Source organism: Pollutimonas subterranea (assembly GCF_002849655.1).
GTDB classification, from domain to species: Bacteria; Pseudomonadota; Gammaproteobacteria; order Burkholderiales; family Burkholderiaceae_B; genus Pollutimonas; species Pollutimonas subterranea.
Genome location: NZ_PDNW01000001.1, coordinates 56,182 through 71,876, shown reverse-complemented (window position 1 = coordinate 71,876; position 15,695 = coordinate 56,182). Strand labels below are relative to the sequence as shown.

The window sequence follows — 15,695 nt, the reverse complement described above, 5'->3', positions numbered from 1 at the left end:
ATATGGAAGCTGTAGCCAAACAGTCGGGTTTATACCAATATAGAACAACAAGAAGCTACAGTATCGGTAGATTGGCTAACCGCTGACCAGGTCATTCGACCAGTAATCATACCTTGAAATTGTCACATACAGTAGCCTAATTCAATAACAACACATACTCGCAGTTACTTTTATGGTATTCCCGCGCGTCGAAATGTAGTGTCACTAGGCCGTTTATCCTATAGATAACCAAAGGCTGCACCAATCCGAACGGGCATCCGGCACGATCTGATCAATTGTAAATTCCGCCCCCCGGTGTACCGAACTTTTCATGCAACCGTAATAAGCACGTCTTATTACCTCATATACGCCTATTTTTCAACCGCATCACGGCAATAGTGTTCCGTCGTAAACATACGCGGTTTGTTACAGGGGCTCCAAACTGCTCTGATAAAGTGCAACGTCACTAAACAGTTGTCGCTCGTGCAGCCGATGCGTAGCGCTTGAATAGGACGGATGCGAATTGCTTTGTAAACAGGACAGACATCCTACAGACGACTTCCCCCAGGCGACCGTTGCCCGAGCAACGCCACTTCAGGACCAGAGCGCCAGTTGGTATGTCGTGTATACCAAGCCCCGGCAAGAGTCAGTAGCAGAGCTCAACCTGCAACGTCAAGACTTCGAAACGTACCTGCCTCTATTCAAGGTAATCAAGAAACAGGCGCTGCGGTCGGGCAGCGATCAGAATGCGAAGCAAGAAGCTCCGCGATGTCCTCCTGAGCCTGCCGGGTCATCCATCGCCTATGAACCCATGTTTCCCCGCTATTTGTTCTTCAAGCCAGCCAACCAGAAACAATCAATCGCAGCAGCTCGATCAAGCCGTGGCGTCCATGGCCTGGTGACATTCGGCACTGAGTTGGCGGTGGTCCCACCCAATGTGGTGCAAACCATCCGGGAGCTCGAAGCACAACGCAATGACGCTGACATCGCCAGCATCAGCCCTTTCCAGCCAGGGCGCCGCGTGCGTTTGCGTGACACCGCCCTGGAAGGGATAGAAGGTGTCGTTCATGCGGTAGGAGCCAAGCGCGTTGTGCTGCTGATGCACATCCTGGGGCGACATAAAACACTCAAAGTGACACACAGCCAGTTGGAGCTTGTATAGCTCTGTACTGCTGCCTGATCGCTCCAACACTGGCCCCCTAGCAACATCGGCCAGTACAGCCTTGTGTTGTTGAGAAAGTCATGCGTATCGCCTCCCCCGGGACCGCGAGACAGGCGTGCTCTCACCGCCGTATATCGGAACAAGGGGTCGCACCTGCATGTGTTTCTTGCCTGTTATGGCAAAAAACACTGCGGTAGCCTGCCTGGCCGTTTTAAATCCATGTTTTTTAAAGTTCATTCGATGAAAGTATCGCCTTCAAGCCAGGTATCTGGTTTCCGCGCACGTTGCGCAAAGTTGGGTTCGATGATGGGGCTAACCGTCCTGCTCTCGGCATGCGCACTTTCCCCGGGCATGTATATGGGCGATCCGGTGGATGACAAAGCCGCGATAGAAGCCGACGCCGCACCGGCGGGCGCTCTCACATCGATAACCGGCGAACTCATCGTGCAACAGCGGCAGGCGCTGGCAAAAGACGTCAAGGCAGAAGTAAGGCGATTATTCGGTGCCGGGAAATCCTACACGATCGGTCCGGGAGATATCGTCAACATCGTGGTCTGGGGCCATCCTGAAATGGCACTTACGCCGGCCACGTCGAACCGCAGCACAGGCTCATCCAGCCAGGCCGACGTGGGTAATGGCTATAACGTGAATCCGGATGGCACGATCCAGTTCCCCTTCGTCGGCCCGGTCAAGATTGCCGGCCTGACGGAAAACCAGGCACGTGATCTCCTTACAAAGCGCATTTCCAAGTACATCAAGGATCCGCAACTTACGGTGCGCATGCAGGCATATCGCCATGATCGAGTCTATATAGACGGCGAAATACGTATTCCCGGATTGCAAACCATGGACGACATTCCCATGACCTTGCCCGAGGCCATCAATCGCGCCGGCGGGTTCACGCCCGAGGCGGACCGGTCAACGCTCATTCTGACCCGCAAGAACAAGTCGATAGAAATCAATCTTCCCCAGCTTACACGCCTGGGCGTCAACCCCAACCGCATCATGCTGGCGCATGGCGACCTGCTTCGTGTCGTGAGCAGGAACGAATCCAAGATCTTTGTTCTGGGCGAAGTCTCGACGCCTCGCGCGCTGCAAATGCAGGATGGCCGCCTCTCGCTGACCGAGGCGCTAGGGGAAGCCGGCGGCGCAAGCCCGCTTACTGCCGATGCGGGCCAAATATATGTCATACGCAAGGTTCCGCATGAAAAGAACGCCGAAGAGAAGGCGGAAATTTATCACCTGGATGCCGCATCGCCGTCGGCATTCATGCTGGCAAACGACTTCCAGCTGAAGGCGCGCGATGTGGTCTTCATTGACGCCGCGCCCGTTGTTCGCTGGCACCGCGTGATCGGCCACTTGATACCGAGCTATGACAGCCTGCTTATCAACACGCGAAACACCACCAAGTAGGTTGCGCTTTATGGACAACATTCTTCTCGTCTGCGTCGGCAATATTTGCCGCAGCCCCGTCGCCGAAGCCCTGCTCCAGGCGCAGCTTCCCGGCAAGAACATCTGGTCAGCAGGACTGTCGGCGCTGGTCGGCAAGCCGGCTGACCCGCTGGCCTGCGCAATCGCTGCGGAGCATGGACTGGACATATCAGCCCACCGCGCTCAGCAATTGACCAGCTGGATGTGCGCCAACGCCGACCTCGTGCTGGTCATGGAAGACGGCCACCGGCAGGAACTGGAGAGCCAGTACCCGCTGGCACGCGGAAAGATCCACTGTCTTGGCAACATTGGCCGGGACAAGGCCTTCCAGATCGCCGACCCTTACCGGCAACCAAGAACTGCATTCGAGGCCGCCCATTCGGCAATCGAGCACGGCGTCGATTTTTGGGCCAACCGCATCAGGCTACTGAGTTAAGAGATACTGAATGACCACACCTATCGACAACGCCTCCCCTGGCCTATCCGAACTCCGCGACAAGGACGACATTGACTTTCTTGGCCTGCTTGACGTGGTTCTGGAGGCTCGCTGGCTGATTATTTCCGTGGCGGCCGTCACCGTGGTTCTTGGAGGGATCTACGCTTTCCTGAGTCAACCGGTGTATCAGGCAGACAGCCTGATCCAGGTTGAACAAAGCCAGGGAACCAGCAGCAATCTATTAAGCGAAATGACCACGCTTTTCGACGTGCAATCGCCCGCATCCGCGGAGATCGAGATACTCAGGTCGCGCCTCGTGGTAGGCCAGGCCGTGGACAACCTCCAACTGTATATCAGCGCCACCCCGCACTACCTTCCCTTCGTAGGCGCATGGCTGGCAGCGCGCGCCAGCTCCTTGTCCGATCCCGGCTTCATGGGTTTTGGCGGCTATGTATCGGGAACCGAGGCAATACGCCTGGGACATCTGGATGCGCCCGCGCCGCTGGAAGGGAAAAGCCTGACGGTGCGCGCAACAGCGGAAGGCTACGAATTGCTGGATACGGAAGGACAGAAGCTGGTCGACGGCAAAGTGGGTATATCTGCCGACTTCGAGTTCGCCGGCGAAGCCGGACGCATACTGGTCAACAAACTGGACGGCAAACCCGGCGCCGAGTTCACGGTGCAGCGCCGCTCCAGGCTGGCCATGATAAACGGCTTGCAAGGCGGCCTGCTCATTACTGAAAAAGGCAAACAGTCAGGCGTGTTGTCGCTCACCCTGGCAGGCACGGATCCGGCCCGGATCACCCGCATTCTGAATGCGGTGGGATCGGCCTACGTGCGCCAGAATGTAGAGCGAAAAGCGGCCGAGGCGGAAAAGTCGCTGGCCTTCCTGGATGACTTTTTGCCGGAACTGAAAAGAAAGATGGACGAGGCGGCGGACAAATACACCCAGTTCCGCGACACGCATGAAACATTCGATCTAGGCACCGAAGGTACGCTGTCCCTGCACGCCTCGGTGGGTTTGCAGACGAAGTTGTTCGAGATGGAGCAAGAGCGGCGTGAGCTGACGGCGCGATACACCGATGCGCACCCCAACGTACGGCTCATTGATCAGCAGATTGCCGCAGTCAAGAAAGAAATTGGCCAAATCACCGGACAGATCAAGCAATTGCCCGACCTGGAACAGCAGTTGCTCAACCTCACCCGCGATGTGAAGGTAAATGGTGAACTCTATGTGAACCTGCTCAACAGCGCTCAGCAGCTGAGACTGGTCAAGGAAGGCAAAGTCGGCAATGTACGCGTCGTAGATACCGCCGTAGTACCGCAAACCCCCATCAAGCCGAACAGAACCATGATTCTGACCGTCGCCGCGCTGTTCGGCCTTCTACTGGGTGTAGGCATGGCCTTACTGCGCAACATGATGCGTCCCGGCATCAAGGATCCAAGCGATATCGAGGCGGCGCTGGGCATGCATGTGTTCGCCACCGTCCCGCATTCAATGCCTCAGTCCAATCTGCACAAGCTTGTTTCGGAGCGCGTCGCGGGCAACCATGTTCTCGCCCAGATATCGCCTAAAGACCCCGCTGTCGAAAGCCTGCGCAGCTTGAGGACCGCCCTGCAGTTCGCCATGCTGGACGCCGTTAATAACATTGTGTTGTTCACGGGACCCACTCCCAGCATCGGAAAATCTTTTACGAGCGTCAACTTTGCCACGGTACTCGGGGCAGCAAATAAACGCGTGCTGCTGATCGACGCCGACTTGCGCAAGGGCTACATCAATCAGTATTTTGGACTTGAGCGCCGCAATGGCCTCAGCGAGCTAATTGCCGGAAGCCTGTCGCTAAATGAGGTATTGCACAAGAATGTTGTACCCAACGTCGACCTGCTGACCACCGGGGTACTACCTCCAAACCCGGCGGAGCTTTTGATGTCGCCCACAATCGTGGCCATATTGCGCGACCTCTCGGCCAATTACGACGTGGTATTGCTGGACACCAGTCCCGTGCTGGCCGTTTCGGACGCCATGGCCTTGACACCCCATGCGGGAACAGTCTTCCTGCTGGCACGCGCCGGCGTCAGCACCTTGGCCGAACTGGAGGAGTCCTCCAAGCGTCTGTTGCAGGCGGGCACACACGTCAAGGGTGTCATCTTCAATGATCAGACGGTCAGTACCCGCCGCTACGGTTCCAAATACGGGAACTACCGATACACCAATTACGAGTACGAGGCCGAAGGCCCAACGTCGTGACCAGCTTGAACAGCAAAATCGGAATAGCCATTATTTGGAACTTGGCTAATATGTTGGTGAGCCGGGGGGCCTCCGTCATTTTTACGCTTTTCCTGGCAAAGTTCCTGGCCCCAGAAGCATTCGGACTGATGGCCATGATCATCATTTGCTATGCATTGGCCGACGCCCTGATGACATCGGGCTTCGGCCAATGCATTATCCGGCAGAAAGACATTACGCCGCTCGATCTCTCGACCGCATTCTTTACCAACCTCGCGCTCAGTTTTCTTACCTATCTGTTGGTGTATCTGATGGCGCCCTGGGTCGCCGGTCTCTACGAGCAACTGGAATTGACCAACCTGATACGCGTCACCGGACTAGTACTTTTCATCAATTCGCTGAAAGTAGTGCAACTGGCGCTGCTGTACCGGGACATGGACTTCAGGTCCCTGATGCGTGTTAACTCGACGGCTACCGTGTGCGCCGGCCTGGTAGCGGTCGCGCTAGCCTACGCGGGCTTTGGCGTTTGGAGTCTGGTTGCCCAATTTACCGTATCGGCGTTGGTGTCCACGGGAATGCTTTGGCTATTGAGCACATGGCGTCCCAGCCTTTCCTTCAGCGTTGCCTCGTTCAAATACATGTTCGGATTCGGCTCCAAGCTGATGCTGGAAAGCACACTGAATGTGCTCTACGAAAACTCCTACATCCTGGTGATAGGCAAGTTGTTTAGTCCGGAGACCACCGGCCTGTACTACTTTGCCAAGCGCATCCGTGACCTGATCGTTGATCAGGCCAATGGCGCTGTTCAGCAAGCGACCTATCCCGCCATGGCGCGCATCCAGGACGACAACACCGATTTGAAGAGAATGTACCGCCTCGTCATCCAGTTGGTGTTCTTCGTGGTTACGCCTGGACTCCTGGCCGTTGCCGTGCTGGCGCAGCCACTATTCGAAGTCGCCTTCAACGACCGCTGGCGACCCGCCGTGCCCTACTTGCAGTTGCTGTGCCTCGCAGGAGTTCTATTGCCTATCCATACCGTCAACGTCAACATGCTTAAAGTCAAAGGGCGCACGGACCTAATCCTGTACCTGGGTCTGGTGAAGAAAAGCCTGCACCTCGTATTGCTGGCGGCTTCGGTACCTTACGGCATCGTAGGCATACTGATTGGCCAAATCATTGCAGTCGTGCTGTCCTCGGCACCGTATATGTATTACTCGACCGCCTTGATCGACTATCGCCTGGCCGAACAAATCCAAGACCTGCTCAAGCCTCTGATCGCCGCAAGCGTTGCCGCGTTTGCCAGCTGGTCTCTATTGGACGCCCTGGACATGTCGGCCGCATGGTCGGCTCTGACCGGCGGCCTTGTCTTTTCAGTGCTCTATATCGGCATCGGCCACCTTGCCAATATCGAAGGCTATGCACTGATTAAGAAGAAACTTACAACCGTCCGGTCCAGCATATCGCGCAGGCGAGCCCCCGGAACACAGGCCTGAGCAGGCCAATGCAAGAACACCGGTTACTGAACGTGAGACGAAAAAAGGATACAAGAATGGGCAAAGCATTATTTTACGCCGTTGCCGCTTGGTGCTATCAGGGCCAGTCTAAAAAAAGACTTCATACCACTACGGGCGGTTGAATTGACCTCAAATAAGATCGCATTGTTCATCCCATCCCTGCACGGCGGTGGCGCCGAGCGCGTTATCGTGTCACTAGCCAATGGGCTTGCTCGACGGGGGATCCCAGTAGACCTCGTGTTAATCAAAGATGTCGGCTTCTATCGTTCGCAAGTTGATCCTAGGGTCAGAGTGGTCGACCTGAAGGGCAAACGCGTGTTGACCAGCTTTTTCGCGCTGGCGGAATACCTCAGACGCGAGCGACCCGCCGCAATGCTCTCTGCCATGAATTATGTCAACGTTGTTGCTGTATGGGCGCGCGTGCTATCGCGCAGCAATACGCGCTTGGTCCTTTCCGAGCATGCCAACTTGTCGCAAGCCATGGCCGATACCTCCGGCCTTATTTCAAAAGTGCTGCCTTGGCTGATGAAAATTTCGTACCGCAGTGCCGATGCAATCGTGGCGGTGTCCGATGGCGTGGCCGACGACCTTGCGGCGACACTGGGTTACGCGCGCGATGCTGTCAGTACACGTCACAATCCGATTGAGATTGACGAGCTAGCAATCAAAAGCCGCGTCGCGATTGATCACCCTTGGTTCGCTGACGGCGAGCCGCCGGTCATCATCGGTGTCGGGCGCCTTAGCAAAGAAAAGGACTTTCCCACGCTGATCAAGGCATTCAACCAGCTGCGAAAGACGACACAGTGTCGTTTGGTCATATTGGGCGAAGGCGGCGAACGACTTTTGCTGGAGTCGCTTAAAGATGCCTCACCCTATAGCGCCGACATACTGCTGGCCGGCTTTCAGGAAAACCCGTACAACTGGATGCACCATGCCTCGGTGTTCGTCCTTTCATCCCGGAGGGAAGGCTTCGGCAATGTACTTGTTGAGGCCATGGCCTGCGGCACACCCGTCGTCAGCACCGCCTGTCCCAGCGGTCCGGAAGAAATACTGGAACAAGGCCGATGGGGCCGCCTGGTCCCCGTTGGCGAGGCCGACGCACTTGCCAACGCCATTATCGGAACACTCGCCGATGCGTCGCCACCGGACGTAAAGAAACGAGCGGAAGCCTTCGGCGTCACCCATGCCGTCGACGCCTATCTGAACGTCTTGGCCCCTAACTGCTCACGTTAAGTCTGATAATTCTCATGCAAGGATCTTTATGTATGGCCTGAAACTGCCACATCGTCTGTCCATTTTGGACTTATTCCCTTGCGGGGAAAGCTAAGTCCGATGTCCTTGATCGATTCGCCAATCCAGCTCGCCAGCACATTACTGGTATTCCTGGCCGGTTTGTTTATCTCCCTCTCAGTGGGCAAGCGCCTAGGCATACCGGTTCGACGGGCCTTCGCGCTTTATATCTGGCATTCACTGTTTTGTATTGTCTATACACTTTACGCCCTCACCAACGGCGCCGACGCCCTGGTGTACTACCTGAAGGCGTCCAACGGCGAATTCATGCTTGCGGTCGGTACCGATGCCATCGTCAGTATCGCCACGATTTTCGTGACTGGCCTCAACTTGTCGTTCCTTGGCGCATGCCTGTTGTTCAACATCTTTGGCAGCATAGGCCTGCTGGCCTTCGATGCCAGTTTACGAGCCGCGACTGCGGACAAATCCCGGCTGATGCGCCGCTTTGCCACGATGGTCGTCTTCCTACCGTCCATCAGTTTCTGGACGGCGGCACTGGGCAAGGATTCGCTCGCGTTCATGTCCGCCGGCCTGGTGCTTTGGTGTGCAATGGACATGAGGCGCAGGATGCTGATAATGGCGTGCTCGATAGGCATCATGCTAGTGGTGCGCCCGCACATTGCGGGAACAATGATTATTGCGTTGACTGCTTCTATCGTCGTTCAGGGCAGGATCCCCTTGCCACAACGGTTGATGCTAGGCGGCGTGGCGCTTGCGGCGACGGCCGCCATGATTCCGTTCGCTTTGAACTATGCCGGCGTCGGCGAAGGTGCCGGCACCGATGAGCTGATGAGCTATGTGGAAAAGCGGCAATCCTACAATACGCAGGGCGGCAGCAGTATCGACATAGCCTCCATGAGCCTGCCCTTGCAGCTGTACAGCTATCTGTTCAGGCCCTTGCCGTTTGAAGCCCGGAGCGTTTTCGCCCTGGCCGCCTCGCTCGACAACGCCGTGCTGCTTTTCCTGTTCATCGCCGGCGGAATAAAGATGTTGAAACGCGGCAAGTACACGGTGGAGAGCAACCGGACCTTTTTGTGGCTGTACTCGCTATTGACCTGGATCATCCTGGCCATGACCACCGCCAACCTGGGCATTTCGGTACGGCAGAAATGGATGTTCGCCCCCATGCTGATCTTCCTGTTCATCTCCTTGCTGGGCAAGCTGCGGCGCCAGCCGGCGGTACGCCGTTCCACACGCCCATCGTCACACATTATTCCGACAAAAGAGACCGTATCGTGAAGTTCTTGTTGATAGCGGGCTTTCCCGACTCCTTGCTGCAATTTCGCGGCCCCTTGATCGAAGCGCTCCAAGCCGAGAACCTGGAGGTGCATGTCGCGGCACCGGATCTTCCGGCGGGCAGTGCCATGCGCCGGCGCTTGGAGGCAAAAGGACTGGTCATTCACGACATTCCACTGCGCCGTACCGGCATGAATCCAGCGGCCGACCTTAAATGCATGCTGCATCTATGGCGGCTGATGCGAACCGTAAAACCTGACTTCGTCATGGGCTACACGGTCAAGCCCGTCATCTACGGCTCGCTGGCAGCATGGCTCGCCCGCGTACCCCACCGGTTTGCCTTGGTTACCGGCCTCGGTTATGCATTTCAAGGCCAGCATGGCGATGGGAAAGCCCGCCGCCTGCTGCGTTCCCTGGTGCAGGGTCTCTACTCCATCGGCTTGCGCAAGGCCAAAAAGGTTTTTTTCCAGAATCCGGACGATGAAGCCCTGTTCCGGACGCTGGGGATACTGTCACCCGGCACGCCCTCCTGCGTGGTCAATGGCTCCGGCGTGAACGTCGCCGAATACCATCCCGCGGCGCTACCCCCTTCACCCCACTTCCTTTTGATCGCACGCCTTCTGGGCGACAAGGGAGTGCGTGAGTATGCAGACGCCGCGGCGCACATTCGCGCCAAGCGTCCCGACATCCAGTTCAGCCTCGTGGGATGGATAGATGAAAACCCCGACGCCATCAAGCAGGTCGAGCTTGACGTCTGGACAGGGCAAGGCACATTGAATTACCTGGGCCGGCTCGCCGACGTGCGACCCGCCATAGCGGCATGCAGTGTCTACGTCCTGCCCTCTTACCGCGAAGGCACCCCACGCACGGTGCTCGAGGCAATGGCCATGGGCCGTGCCGTCATTACGACGGATGCGCCGGGCTGCCGCGAAACGGTGGTCGACGGCGTAAATGGCTGGCTGGTGCCGGTCAGGTCAGCCAACGCCCTGGCCGGGGCCATGCAGCGATTCCTGGACGAACCGATGCTGGCCGCACGCATGGGGGCCCAGTCGCGCGAGATTGCGGAAACGAAATACGACGTGCACAAGGTCAACGCAGTGATGCTGCGCGAGATGGGTGTCGCGTGCATCAATTGAAGAAAACAGGATAGGAATGGTTAAACGTCTACTTGATATAACGGTTTCGGCAGCTGCCTTGGTGCTGCTCGCGCCCGTGATGGGCATCGTGGCATGGCAGATCTCACGAAAACTGGGTTCGCCCGTACTGTTTCGCCAGAAGAGACCTGGACTGGGTGGCCGCCCCTTCGAAATGGTCAAGTTCCGTTCCATGCGCGATGCCGTCGATGCGGACGGACGACCGCTGCCTGACGATCAACGGCTTACCGCATTCGGCAGCCTCCTGCGTTCCACCAGCCTGGATGAATTGCCCGAACTTTGGAACGTGCTTAAGGGCGACATGAGCCTGGTCGGACCCCGACCCCTGCTTATGGAATACCTGCCCTTGTACAACGCCGAGCAATACCGGCGACATGAAGTCCGCCCGGGCGTAACCGGCTGGGCCCAGGTCAATGGCCGCAACGCCCTGAGCTGGGAAGACAAGTTCAAGCTCGACGTCTGGTATGTCGAACATCAATCGCTGTGGCTGGACATAAAGATTCTATTCATGACATTGAAAAAAGTAGTCCTTCGCGACGGAATCCGCGCGGAAGGTGAGGCAACAACCTCCCGATTCACCGGATCGGAGCTTTCAACAACACAAACTGAAACGACAAGGCGCCAAGCATGAAAACTCCCTTGTATGCCGTATACGGTGCGAGCGGCTGCGGTCGCGGCATCATGCCCCTGGCCAAGGCCCAGCTCCATGAGCAAGGCATAGCCGCGGAACGGCTGGTATTTATCGACGACAACCCCGCAGCGGATCTTATCAACGGACATCGCGTACTGACCTACGGCGAATTCCTGGAGTGCGAGGCCAGCATCCACTATGCGATTCTGGCCATTGCCAACGGAAACGTGCGCGAAACACTGGCTCGCCGCTGTGCCGCCGACGAGGTCCACCCATGGAGCGTGCGCGCCGCCAATGTGATCACGATGGACGACGTCACCGTGGGAGAAGGCGCCGCTTTAAGCCCTTTTGTGACTTTGACCTCGAACATCCGCATCGGCAAGCATTTCCACGCCAATCTCTACAGCTATGTCGAGCACGACTGCATCATCGGCGACTTCGTCACCTTCGCGCCGGGAGTCAAGTGCAACGGCAACATTCATATTCATGACCATGCCTACATCGGGGCCGACGCCGTGATCAAGCAAGGCAAGCCCGATCAACCCCTGGTCATCGGTCGCGGCGCCATCGTCGGGATGGGCGCCGTCGTTACACGCAGCGTACCCCCCGGTACCACGGTCGTGGGCAACCCGGCCACGCCTCTTGTAAGGAAGTAAGAACATGTTGAATACCTCCTTTGCCGCATGGCCGTCTTTTTCCGAGGAAGAAGCCAACGCTGTGCGCGACGTCATCCTGTCAAACAAGGTGAATTACTGGACAGGCCAGGAATGCCGGAAGTTCGAACAGGAATTTGCCGAGTGGGCCGGCTGCGAGCATGCCGTCGCGGTGAGTAACGGTACGCTCGCGCTGGACGTGGCGCTCAAGGCCCTGGGCATCGGCCCCGGCGACGAAGTCGTCGTCACGCCCCGTACCTTCCTGGCATCGGTTTCCTGCATTATCAATGCCGGCGCGACACCCGTCTTCGCCGACGTCGACCGCGACTCGCAAAACATCACGGCGCAGACGATACAAGCCGTCCTGACGCCGAATACCCGCGCCGTCATCTGCGTTCACCTGGCCGGCTGGCCCTGCGACATGGACCCGATCATGGCGCTGGCGGCGGAGCACCGACTCCATGTGATCGAAGACTGCGCGCAGGCCCATGGAGCGCTGTACAAAGGCAGGCCGGTCGGATCCATCGGGCATATCGGTGCCTGGTCTTTCTGCCAGGACAAGATCATGAGCACCGGTGGTGAAGGCGGCGTGGCGACAACCCGCAACCGGGACCTGTGGTCAAGAATGTGGTCTTATAAAGATCACGGAAAGAGCTGGGAGGCTGTTTACGAGCGTGATCATCCGCCGGGATTCCGCTGGCTGCATGAAAGCTTCGGGACCAACTGGCGCATGATGGAAACCCAGGCCGCCATCGGACGCATCCAATTGCGTCGCATGCAGGACTGGCAAGCCCAACGCCTGAATAATGCGCAGCGCATCTGGGAACGCGCCGCCCGGCTTCCCGGTTTGCGCGTTCCTATTCCGCAGCATGACATGCGCCATGCGGCCTATAAATGCTATGTCTTCGTAGAGCCCACGCAGCTTGCGCCTGGCTGGAGCCGCGACCGCATACAAAGCGAAATCAGCGCCATGGGCGTGCCCTGCTTCACGGGATCCTGCTCCGAGGTATATCTGGAAAAGGCCTTCGACGATACGGGCTGGCGTCCGCCCCAGCGCCTGCCCGGTGCGCGCGAGCTGGGTGTAACGGCCTTGATGTTCCTGGTGCACCCAACACTCGCCGAATCGGAAATCGAGAAAACATGCCAGGCGCTGGAGCACGTGATGCTCCAAGCCGCCGCAACGGGTGAACGCGATGTTCCCTGAACTAAAAAGCCATATTCCTGACCTGCGTGAGCGTTTGCTCGCCTTGTCCCGCGACCAGAAGTGCTTGCTGCAGATTCTCACCGATACACTTCTCATCTGGACCGCACTATGGCTGGCTTTTTTCATACGGCTTGATGACGCATCGAAGGTAGAACCCTTGGGCGGACATGCATGGCTGTTCGCACTGGCGCCTGTGCTTGCCATACCCCTGTTCGCACGGTTCGGGCTTTATCGCGCCGTGATGCGCTACTTTGGCAACCAGGCGTTCACCACCATAGCCAAAGCCGTTACGGCCGCCACTGCCCTGCTCGCGATTGCCATTTACATCTATGGCAAGCCGCCGGCCATCATTCCACGATCCATCGTCATCATCTACTGGATGCTGTGCCTGATGTTTGTGGGCGGGTTGCGTGTCGTCATGAGGCAGTATTTCAGCAGCGACCGCATCAGCTTACGGACACGGCCGTCCGGGCGCCACGACGGCAAGCGAAAAGATGCGCGTCCGCTGGTCATTATCTATGGCGCGGGCGCCGCCGGAAATCAATTGCTGCTGGCCTTGCGTGTCGGCCGCGAGATGATCCCCGTGGCCTTCATCGACGACAATCCGGAGCTCAGCGGACGGATCATGGCAGGGCTGACGGTTCATCCCGCCGGTGAATTGGGCCAACTATTGGAGGACACCGGCGCGGACGAGGTCCTGCTGGCAATTCCGTCCGCATCCCGTATGCGGCGCAATGAAATCATCAATATGCTGGCGTCCTATCCCGTATACGTGCGGACGATTCCCGGCTTCATGGACCTGGCCAGCGGTCGAGTCCAGGTCGAGGAACTGCGCGAGGTCGACATTGATGACTTGCTCGGGCGCGATCCGGTGCAACCCCGGCCCGACCTGTTCGAGCGCTGCATCAAGGATCAGGTAGTCATGGTCACGGGGGCCGGAGGGTCGATAGGCTCGGAGCTTTGCCGCCAGATCGTGCGCAGCAGTCCCAAAGCATTGATCCTTTTCGAACATTCGGAGTTCGGCCTCTACAGCGTGCATATCGAGCTTGAAACACATTTGCGCAACTCAGGACGCAAGCTTCGCATCATTCCCATTCTCGGATCTGTGCGCAACCAGAGCCGCCTGTTCGACGTGATGAGCGCATGGAAAGTCAACACCGTCTATCATGCCGCGGCGTACAAGCATGTGCCCATGGTCGAACGAAATATCGCCGAAGGGATCGTCAACAACACCTTCGGCACCCTGTACGCCGCGCAGGCCGCGTTGCGCGCCGGAGTGCAGAATTTTGTACTGATTTCGACCGACAAGGCAGTGCGCCCGACCAACATCATGGGAAGCACCAAGCGGCTGGCCGAGCTGGTACTCCAGGCGCTCGCCAGCGAGTCCATGCCGTTTCTTTACGAGCGCAACGCTGGCGCCGGCGCCACCGTAAACAGAACCCGTTTTACGATGGTGCGCTTCGGCAATGTCCTGGGTTCGTCGGGATCGGTCATCCCTCTATTTCGCGAGCAGATCCGCAAGGGCGGCCCGGTCACCGTGACTCACCCGGACATCACGCGCTACTTCATGACCATACCCGAAGCAGCACAACTGGTGATCCAGGCCGGATCGATGGGCTCGGGTGGCGATGTGTTCGTGCTGGATATGGGCGAGCCCGTGAAAATTGCACAGCTGGCCGAAAAGATGGTGCAGCTGTCAGGCCTGAGCGTACGCTCAGCCCGCAACCTGGATGGCGATATCGCGATCGAGTTTACGGGGCTGCGACCTGGCGAGAAATTGTATGAAGAATTGCTGATCGGTGACAATGTGACGCAGACTGAGCACCCGATGATTATGCGTGCGCAAGAGAAGCAGCTGGGCTGGGGTGTGCTGAAGATATCGCTCGCGGAGTTGTCGGCGGCAATCAAGAACGACAATTACTCGGAAGTACGGGAGTTGTTTTTTCGGCTGGTGGATGGGTATAAGCCGGAGGGCGGGATTGTGGATCTGATTCACGAGCGGCGCAGGCAGCCGGCGGAACGGGTCTGATACGTCATGCCGACAGCGATGTGGGACGTTGCCGGCCTTTAGTCTTTTAGATGTCGCGGGTCATTAATCTTTTAGACGTCGCGGGTGCGGCGCTGGGCCGAACCGGTCCCGCGGAGCCCGGTTCGGCGCCCTGCGCGCCGAACCAGCATCGCCCCGCTCGTCCGTCCCCTTCGGGACTCCCTTCGCGTGCGGCTTGCTGGAGGCTCCAAAGGACCGGATCGGCCCAGCGCCGCGCCCTCGACTGCATCAAGCTTGACTGTCCGGGTGTCTGTGACGAACTGGGTGCTTGGCATTCTTGCCATCGTTTAATCGAGTTGAAACAGCTGACACGCTCGCACTGTGCCGCCCGCCACCCGGGCGGCACAGTGCATTGGACCTGTGAAATTGGATCAAGTACCAAATCACTCGCAAGACCACATACCGGACCGCTCGCCAAATAACCATGCTCCGGTTTACCGAGGAGCGCGATTCGCAAACACCGGACGCGACCTAGCTGGAGCCGATTGAGCGTAGCGCTGAGGTGATAGCGAGATGGCACTAAGACAATACTGACATAGCACTGAAATAGCACGAAAATAGCGCAGGAGCCAGTGGCAATATCAGTCGCGAATGTCGAGAGCAGGTCCAACGGGACCGGCGCTCGACGGCCCCCAAACCTCTTCGGCCAGCCACCGCCGTGTCAGAAGAATGTCAAGCACACATCGCCCCAGCGCCGTCACGCGCATTCATTATGCAGTCGTTGGAACGAT

The 15,695-nt window shown here is 57.8% G+C and carries 12 protein-coding genes; all 12 read left to right on the top strand.

What is annotated here, in order from left to right:
• The first annotated feature begins 502 nt into the window (after positions 1-502).
• The 12 genes from nusG (at position 503) to CR159_RS00270 (ending at position 14,946) form a co-directional block, all read left to right on the top strand.
• Positions 503-1,141 carry a transcription termination/antitermination protein NusG gene (gene nusG, locus CR159_RS00325; RefSeq protein ID WP_102072013.1) on the top strand — a complete coding sequence of 213 codons (639 nt, stop codon included), beginning with the start codon at positions 503-505 and terminating at the stop codon, positions 1,139-1,141.
• Between the two features lie 240 nt (positions 1,142-1,381).
• Positions 1,382-2,554, top strand: a complete 1,173-nt coding sequence (locus CR159_RS00320) for a polysaccharide biosynthesis/export family protein (RefSeq protein WP_233208113.1) — start codon at positions 1,382-1,384, stop codon at positions 2,552-2,554.
• A 10-nt stretch (positions 2,555-2,564) separates the two neighbouring features.
• Positions 2,565-3,008 (top strand): low molecular weight protein-tyrosine-phosphatase, encoded by a 444-nt coding sequence (locus tag CR159_RS00315; protein ID WP_102072012.1) that lies wholly within the window; start codon positions 2,565-2,567, stop codon positions 3,006-3,008.
• A gap of 10 nt (positions 3,009-3,018) precedes the next feature.
• Positions 3,019-5,256: a polysaccharide biosynthesis tyrosine autokinase gene (locus CR159_RS00310; protein ID WP_102072011.1), complete on the top strand. Its 2,238-nt coding sequence runs from the start codon at positions 3,019-3,021 to the stop codon at positions 5,254-5,256.
• Positions 5,253-6,728 carry a lipopolysaccharide biosynthesis protein gene (locus CR159_RS00305; RefSeq protein WP_102072010.1) on the top strand — a complete coding sequence of 492 codons (1,476 nt, stop codon included), beginning with the start codon at positions 5,253-5,255 and terminating at the stop codon, positions 6,726-6,728. The genes CR159_RS00310 and CR159_RS00305 overlap by 4 nt, the downstream gene beginning before the upstream one ends.
• A gap of 144 nt (positions 6,729-6,872) precedes the next feature.
• The gene (locus tag CR159_RS00300) at positions 6,873-7,982 is read left to right on the top strand and encodes a glycosyltransferase (protein ID WP_102072009.1); all 1,110 of its coding nucleotides are present in this window, start codon (positions 6,873-6,875) and stop codon (positions 7,980-7,982) included.
• 99 nt (positions 7,983-8,081) lie between these two features.
• Positions 8,082-9,278 carry a hypothetical protein gene (locus tag CR159_RS00295; protein WP_199173187.1) on the top strand — a complete coding sequence of 399 codons (1,197 nt, stop codon included), beginning with the start codon at positions 8,082-8,084 and terminating at the stop codon, positions 9,276-9,278.
• Entirely contained in the window at positions 9,275-10,411 is a 1,137-nt protein-coding gene (locus tag CR159_RS00290; RefSeq protein ID WP_102072008.1) for a glycosyltransferase family 4 protein, read from the top strand. The genes CR159_RS00295 and CR159_RS00290 overlap by 4 nt, the downstream gene beginning before the upstream one ends.
• Positions 10,412-10,427: 16 nt before the next feature.
• Positions 10,428-11,060 (top strand): sugar transferase, encoded by a 633-nt coding sequence (locus CR159_RS00285; RefSeq protein WP_102072007.1) that lies wholly within the window; start codon positions 10,428-10,430, stop codon positions 11,058-11,060.
• Positions 11,057-11,716: an acetyltransferase gene (locus CR159_RS00280; protein WP_102072006.1), complete on the top strand. Its 660-nt coding sequence runs from the start codon at positions 11,057-11,059 to the stop codon at positions 11,714-11,716. Before CR159_RS00285 ends, CR159_RS00280 begins: the two co-directional genes overlap by 4 nt.
• Positions 11,717-11,720: 4 nt before the next feature.
• The gene (locus CR159_RS00275; protein ID WP_102072005.1) at positions 11,721-12,917 is read left to right on the top strand and encodes a DegT/DnrJ/EryC1/StrS family aminotransferase; all 1,197 of its coding nucleotides are present in this window, start codon (positions 11,721-11,723) and stop codon (positions 12,915-12,917) included.
• Entirely contained in the window at positions 12,907-14,946 is a 2,040-nt protein-coding gene (locus CR159_RS00270; protein ID WP_102072004.1) for a polysaccharide biosynthesis protein, read from the top strand. Before CR159_RS00275 ends, CR159_RS00270 begins: the two co-directional genes overlap by 11 nt.
• Positions 14,947-15,695: the final 749 nt, after the last annotated feature.